6 protein-coding genes are annotated in these 3,388 nt (G+C 64.3%); 1 reads left to right on the top strand and 5 read right to left on the bottom strand.

Going from position 1 to position 3,388, the window contains the following annotated elements; all coding sequences use genetic code 11:
* The 5 genes from EN750_RS24785 to EN750_RS24765 all read right to left on the bottom strand — a co-directional run.
* A partial coding sequence (locus EN750_RS24785) for an SDR family oxidoreductase (RefSeq protein ID WP_145967890.1) occupies positions 1 to 528 on the bottom strand: 528 nt, incomplete at its 3' end.
* Positions 529 to 592: 64 nt separating this feature from the next.
* Positions 593 to 1,195 (bottom strand): flavodoxin, encoded by a 603-nt coding sequence (locus tag EN750_RS24780; RefSeq protein WP_127398024.1) that lies wholly within the window; start codon positions 1,193 to 1,195, stop codon positions 593 to 595.
* Between the two features lie 17 nt (positions 1,196 to 1,212).
* Positions 1,213 to 2,202: an aldo/keto reductase gene (locus EN750_RS24775; protein ID WP_127268893.1), complete on the bottom strand. Its 990-nt coding sequence runs from the start codon at positions 2,200 to 2,202 to the stop codon at positions 1,213 to 1,215.
* Positions 2,203 to 2,207: 5 nt separating this feature from the next.
* Positions 2,208 to 2,543, bottom strand: a complete 336-nt coding sequence (locus EN750_RS24770) for a carboxymuconolactone decarboxylase family protein (protein WP_127398022.1) — start codon at positions 2,541 to 2,543, stop codon at positions 2,208 to 2,210.
* A 57-nt stretch (positions 2,544 to 2,600) separates the two neighbouring features.
* Positions 2,601 to 2,996: a cupin domain-containing protein gene (locus EN750_RS24765; RefSeq protein WP_127398020.1), complete on the bottom strand. Its 396-nt coding sequence runs from the start codon at positions 2,994 to 2,996 to the stop codon at positions 2,601 to 2,603.
* A 147-nt stretch (positions 2,997 to 3,143) separates the two neighbouring features.
* Between EN750_RS24765 and EN750_RS24760 the strand changes: the two genes are divergently transcribed.
* On the top strand, positions 3,144 to 3,388 hold a 245-nt coding region (locus tag EN750_RS24760), incomplete at its 3' end, for a LysR family transcriptional regulator (protein WP_145967889.1).

Here is a 3,388-nt window from a genome sequence, read left to right as displayed (position 1 = left end):
GTTATAGGGTTTCACTTCCTGGCGCAGGCCTTCCGAGATGATGCGCACCGCGTGCTTGGTCGCGGCATAGACCGCTCCGCCCGGCCCGACCTTGTGGCCGGCGACCGACGAGACGTTGATGATGTGGCCGCTTTTCTGCGTCTTCATGTGCGGCAGCGCGGCGGCAATGCCGTAGAGCACGCCCTTGATATTGACGTCGATCATCCGGTCCCAGTCCTCGACCTTGCCGCGCTCCAGCGGGGAATGCGGCATCAGGCCGGCATTGTTGATGATGACGTCGACGCGGCCATGCGTCTCGACCGCATGGTCGACCAGACGCCGGACCTGGCCGACGTCGGTGACGTCGGTCTGAAGGATGGCGCCCTCGCCAAGTGAAAGCGCGCCGGCCAGCACCTGCAGCCGGTCGAGGCGGCGTGCGCCCAGCACCAGTTTCACGCCCTCCCTGGCCAGAAGCCGTGCGGCGGCTTCGCCCAGCCCGCTGCTGGCGCCAGTGATGACGACGACTTTGTCCCTGATGTTCTCGGCCATGATTCTTTTCCTTTTCTGCTTTGGCTTCGCTGCCCCCGGCAGCCTGGGCGGTCGCGTTGGCGGCTCAGCCGGGCAATTCGACCCGACCGAGCCAGCCGGTGACCTCTTCAAGCGTCTGGCGTTCCTGGTCGCACTGCTTGGAAAAACCCTCGATGAGCCGAGCCCCTGGTGCATGATCTGCGAGGACTTTCAGGCTCTGCCCTATTCCGTAGCCGCCATGGGTGATGAACGGCACCAATGTCTTGCCGGACAGATCGTGTTTCGACAGGAAGGAGCGGATCACCGAAGGCGCGGTCATGCCCCAGATCGGAAATCCGAGGAACACCGTCTCGTAGGATTCGATATCAGGCACCGTGGCGGCCAGCGCCGGTTCGAAACCGGACTCCCGCTGCTGCTCCGCCACCGCAACCTGCTGCTTGTAGTCTTCCGGGTAGAGATCGACGGTCGCGATCTCGAAAATATCCGCTCGCAGAGCCCTGCTGATCTGGCGCGCGATGACCCGCGTGTTGCCGGTGCGGCTGTAGTAGGCCACCAGCACTTTGGCGCCGCCCGTTCGCCGCGCGCTCGACGCACTGGCGGGCCGGCTCGATCCGGGACTCAATCCGGCGCCCAGAGGCAGTGCAAGCATGGTCATCAGCGCACCTCGTCTTGAGACTGGTTGGCTCATCACGCTCTCCCAGGTGGCTAACGATCGATCCTTGCTTCCTGTTGCGGAGAATAGCGCGCTCCCTTCACCGCGATCGCCGAGACCGCATTCTCGATGTTGGCAAGATCGTCCGCCGTCAGCGCGATGGTGGCCGACGCGATGTTCTCTTCGAGGCGATTGAGCTTGGTGGTGCCGGGGATCGGAACGATCCAGGGCTTCTGCGCCAGCAGCCAGGCGAGAGCGACCTGTGCTGATGTCGCCTTCTTCTCGGCAGCGATCACGCCGATCGCGTCGACCAGCGCCTGGTTCGCCTTGCGGGCGTCTTCCGCAAAACGCGGCACGGTGTTGCGGAAGTCGCTGCTGTCGAACGTCGTGCTGGCATCGATGGCGCCGGTGAGGAACCCCTTGCCCAGCGGGCTGAAGGGCACGAAGCCGATCCCCAGTTCTTCAAGCACCGGCAGGATCGCCTCTTCCGGTTCACGCCACCAGAGCGAATATTCGCTCTGGACCGCGGCGACCGGCTGTACCGCATGCGCGCGCCGGATCGTGCGTACGCCCGCCTCGGAGAGACCGAAATGCTTCACCTTGCCTTGGCTGATCAAGTCCTTCACAGCGCCCGCCACCTCTTCGATCGGCACGACCGGATCGACGCGGTGCTGGTATAGGAGGTCTATGTGGTCGGTCCTCAGCCGCCTGAGCGAGGCCTCGACGACGTCACGAATATGCTGCGGCCGGCTGTCCATGCCATCGTGTCGGGCTGTCCCGGCGATGTCGATGCCGAATTTGGTGGCGATCACCACCTGGTCGCGGATCGGCTGCAGCGCCTCGCCGACGACCTCCTCGTTCGTGAACGGTCCATAGACCTCCGCGGTGTCGAAGAAGGTGATGCCACGGTCGAACGCCGCCCTGATCAGGTGGACTGCATCCGCCGTCTCCATCGGCTGCCCGTATGACTGGCTCATTCCCATGCAGCCGAGCCCGATGGCCGAAACGTCGAGACCGCTGTTTCCAAGTGTGCGCTTCTGCATTGTCGTTATCCCTTCTTCTCGGCGTCGGCTTGTTCGAAGACCTTGCGGGCAATGCCCAGAGCCGTGGCTGCCGTTGGCCATCCGGCGTAGAAGGCGAGATGCGTAATGGTTTCGATGAGTTCGTCGCGGGTGACCCCATTGTCGAGCGCGCGCTTCATGTGGAAAGGCATCTCATTTATCCGGTAGCCCGAAATCAGGCTGGTGACGGTGACGAGGCTGCGGTCCCGCGGCGATAGGCCGGGGCGCTCCCAAACGTCGCCGAACAACACCTCGTCTGTGTATCTGCCAAGCGCGGGAGCGATATCGGAGAATGGGCTTTTCAGCCTTGGAACATTGGTCATGGTGGTCTCCTTCGAAGAGTTCGGGCGTTGAACTCGGCGCCACGCGCCGATACTTGGTCAAACCCCGTATTGTTCGTCGCTGACATGCTCCAGCCAGTCGACGACCTTGCCGTCGAGCGCTTCGGCGACAGCGATGTGGCTCATCGCGGTGGTCGGCGCGGCGCCATGCCAATGCTTCTCTCCGGGCGCGAACCAGACGATGTCGCCGGGCAGGATCGGTTCGATCGGGCCGCCCTCGCGCTGCACCAGGCCGGCGCCCGAGAGGACGATCAGCGTCTGGCCAAGGGGATGCGTGTGCCAAGCGGTGCGCGCGCCGGGCTCGAAAGTCACGGTGGCGCCGCCGACCCGGGCGGGCTCGCTGCCCTTGAAGGGCACGTCGATGCGCACCGCGCCGGTGAAATAGTCGGTCGATCCCCTGGCCGAGGCTTGAGAGCCGTTTCGCGTGATGTCCATGTTTTGTCCCTTCCTGGCAACAGGCATGACCCGACCGCCGGTCTCCGAGGCGGCCGAGGCGCCCGGTGTGATGATGCCTATCTAGGGTCTGCGATTGGTGCCGATTAGGTGCTATATCCAGCATGATCTTATGAAAGGGGCTCATGAATGCCGCGAGACAATCTGAATGAGCTAACCGCCTTCCTCGCCGTCGCGCGCGAGGAAAGCTTCACCAGGGCGGCGGCCAAGCTCGGGGTTTCCCAATCGGCGCTCAGCCACACGGTGCGGGCGCTGGAGGAGCGGCTGGGCGTACGGCTCCTGACTCGCACCACGCGCAGCGTGTCGCCCACCGAAGCCGGCGAGCGGCTGGCTCGCACCGTGGGGCCGAGGCTCGATGAGATCGAGGCCGAGAT

Origin of the sequence: Mesorhizobium sp. M7A.F.Ca.ET.027.03.2.1, from assembly GCF_003999175.1 — a bacterium.
GTDB lineage: Bacteria > Pseudomonadota > Alphaproteobacteria > Rhizobiales > Rhizobiaceae > Mesorhizobium.
The sequence above is the reverse complement of the archived record's forward strand: the minus strand, read 5'-3'. Positions and strand labels throughout refer to the sequence as shown.

What these genes read in the sequence shown, in the direction of transcription:
- EN750_RS24780 (WP_127398024.1), bottom strand. Translation starts at nt 1,195, where the DNA reads ATGAGCCAACCAGTCTCAAGACGAGGTGCGCTGATGACCATGCTTGCA.
- EN750_RS24775 (WP_127268893.1), bottom strand. Translation starts at nt 2,202, where the DNA reads ATGCAGAAGCGCACACTTGGAAACAGCGGTCTCGACGTTTCGGCCATC.
- EN750_RS24770 (WP_127398022.1), bottom strand. Translation starts at nt 2,543, where the DNA reads ATGACCAATGTTCCAAGGCTGAAAAGCCCATTCTCCGATATCGCTCCC.
- EN750_RS24765 (WP_127398020.1), bottom strand. Translation starts at nt 2,996, where the DNA reads ATGGACATCACGCGAAACGGCTCTCAAGCCTCGGCCAGGGGATCGACC.